At 61.0% G+C, this 2,625-nt stretch carries 3 protein-coding genes; 2 read left to right on the top strand and 1 reads right to left on the bottom strand.

What is annotated here, in order from left to right:
• Positions 1 to 862 (top strand): pyridoxal phosphate-dependent decarboxylase family protein (locus ACTG4B_RS15310; RefSeq protein ID WP_439156564.1); only part of this gene is annotated, 862 nt, incomplete at its 5' end.
• Here ACTG4B_RS15310 and ACTG4B_RS15305 read toward each other — a convergent pair.
• Positions 827 to 1,258, bottom strand: a complete 432-nt coding sequence (locus tag ACTG4B_RS15305; RefSeq protein WP_439156563.1) for a DUF1489 family protein — start codon at positions 1,256 to 1,258, stop codon at positions 827 to 829. The two genes, ACTG4B_RS15310 and ACTG4B_RS15305, sit on opposite strands and share 36 nt — an antisense overlap.
• A 149-nt stretch (positions 1,259 to 1,407) precedes the next feature.
• Between ACTG4B_RS15305 and ACTG4B_RS15300 the strand changes: the two genes are divergently transcribed.
• On the top strand, positions 1,408 to 2,625 hold a 1,218-nt coding region (locus ACTG4B_RS15300; protein WP_439156562.1), incomplete at its 3' end, for an adenosylcobalamin-dependent ribonucleoside-diphosphate reductase.

Genomic DNA, 2,625 nt, shown 5'->3' with positions numbered 1-2,625 from the left:
CGTGGACAAGGCCGTGCGGCTGGCAGGCATTGGGCAGGCCAATCTGGTGAAAATCCCCACGCGCGATGATTTCGGGATGGACCCTGACGCGCTAGATGCCACGATCCGGGCCGATCTGGCGGCGGGATACAAACCTGCAGGCGTGGTGTTGTGCACGGGCGGCACATCCATCGGTGCCTGCGATCCGGTGGCGGCGTGTCTGGCGGTGGCGCGCGCGCATGATCTTTATACACACGTCGATGCGGCTTGGGCGGGATCGGCAATGATCTGCCCCGAATTCCGGCATTTGTGGGCGGGGATCGACGGGGCCGACAGCGTGGTCTTTAACCCGCATAAATGGTTGGGTGTGCAATTCGACTGCGCGGTGCAGTTTCTGGCCGATCCCGCCCCGCAAATCCGGTCATTGGGGTTGCGGCCTGATTATTTGCAAACGCTTGGGCAGGACGAGGTGGTGAATTTCAACGAATGGACCGTGCCGCTGGGCCGCCGGTTTCGGGCGCTGAAAATCTGGTTCGTGTTGCGCGCCTATGGGCTGGAGGGGCTGCGCGCCCGGATACGCAACCATGTGGCATGGGCGCGGGAATTGGCGGACGTGATCGTAGATATGCCGGGGTTTACCATTGTTACTGGCCCGATACTGTCGTTGTTCACCTTTCGCTATATTGATGATGCGGCGACAGAGAACCTGCTGGCGCAGATCAATGATGACGGGCGGGTTTACTTGACCCAGACGCGGCACAACGGGCAATTCGTGATCCGCGTGCAGGTCGGGCAGTTCGACTGCACTCGCGATGATGTGATGACTGTGGCAACTGTGCTGCGCGACCTAACGCACGCCGATGGCGGCCAGCGCCTTGGATAGTTCCGGCGGCAGGGCCTCTTCGTTTTGGCGACCTTCGGGCAGGTCTTCGGGGGCATCGGCCGGGTCAAGGTATCGCCAGCCCTGAAAGGCGCGTTTCGGTGTTGCCGCGACGCGGATCAACCCGGGCTGGCAGACGATCGCGCAACGGCGGATATCATCACCGCCGACATATTCATCCAGCCGCAAGATCGGCTGGCGGCACAGGATCACACCCTTGATGACCCAATAGATCGACCCGCCAGTCAGAATCTCTTCGCCCCGCTTGGGCCACATGCGTGTGATATGGCGCGGCAAACCGTCACTGGTCTGCGCACGCGCGCTGGCCTGCCACGCGGCAAGGCCCGCCACATCATCCGTGCCGACCGATAGTTTCAGAATATGCACTGTCTTGGTCATGCGATCCCCCCCGGGACGTTGCGTAGAGTTAACCCGAATGAAACTAGTTTCAAGGGGCCGGAAAGACCAGATATGGTTTGACCGTGGCGGGGGTTCCCAATATGTTCGCAGTCCTTCCCAACGCCATTTCTGTGACCAAGGATATCGCCATGACCGCTTTTGCCGCCCCGATTGCCGAACAGATCTGGGACATGAAGTATCGTTTCAAGGATGCTGATGGCATGCCGATCGACGTGACAGTCGAAGATACATGGGCACGGATAGCCAAGGCGCTGGCATCGGTCGAGGACGAGCCGACCGCATGGGAACACAAGTTTCGTGCGGCACTGGCCGATTTCAAATTCCTGCCTGCAGGTCGGATCACGGCGGGGGCGGGCACCGCGCGCTCGGTGACACTGTTCAACTGCTTCGTGATGGGCACGATCCCCGATAGCATGGGCGGCATTTTCGATATGTTGAAAGAGGCCGCGCTGACCATGCAGCAGGGCGGCGGGATCGGCTATGACTTCAGCACGATCCGGCCCAAAGGGGCGGCGGTCAAGGGTGTCGCGGCGGATGCATCCGGCCCCTTGTCGTTCATGGATGTCTGGGATGCGATGTGCCGCACGATCATGTCTGCCGGGTCACGCAGGGGCGCGATGATGGCGACGATGCGCTGCGACCACCCGGATATTCAGGATTTCATCACGGCCAAATCAGACCCTGCGCGCTTGCGCATGTTCAATATGTCGGTGCTGGTCACCGATGACTTCATGCAGGCGGTCAAGGCGGATGGCCCATGGGATCTTGTTTTCGACGGCAGTTCTTATCGCACCCTGCGCGCACGCGATCTGTGGGATGCCATCATGACATCCACCTATGATTACGCCGAACCCGGTGTGATTTTCATCGACCGGATCAACCAGATGAACAATCTGGCCTATTGCGAAACCATCGCCGCGACAAACCCCTGCGGTGAACAGCCCCTGCCGCCCTACGGCGCGTGCCTTTTGGGGTCGATCAACCTTGCCCGCCTTGTGAATGACCCGTTTTCGGACACCGCCGCACTCGATGCGGATGCATTGGCCGAACTGGTGGCGACGGCGGTGCGCATGATGGACAACGTCGTCGATGCCTCGCGGTTTCCGCTTCAGGCACAGGCGGATGAGGCGCATGCGAAACGCCGGATCGGGTTGGGCGTGACGGGTCTTGCCGATGCGCTGCTGATGATCGGCCTGCGTTACGGGTCAGAGAAGGCCGCCGCCCAGACAGACGCCTGGATGCACGCCATCGCGCGCGCCGCCTATCTGGCCTCGGTCGATCTGGCGCGTGAAAAGGGCGCGTTCCCGCTGTTCGATGCGGATAAATTCCTGTCCAGTGGTGCAATG

The organism is Yoonia sp., assembly GCF_965660735.1.
Taxonomy (GTDB): Bacteria; Pseudomonadota; Alphaproteobacteria; order Rhodobacterales; family Rhodobacteraceae; genus Yoonia.
The sequence above is the reverse complement of the archived record's forward strand: the minus strand, read 5'-3'. Positions and strand labels throughout refer to the sequence as shown.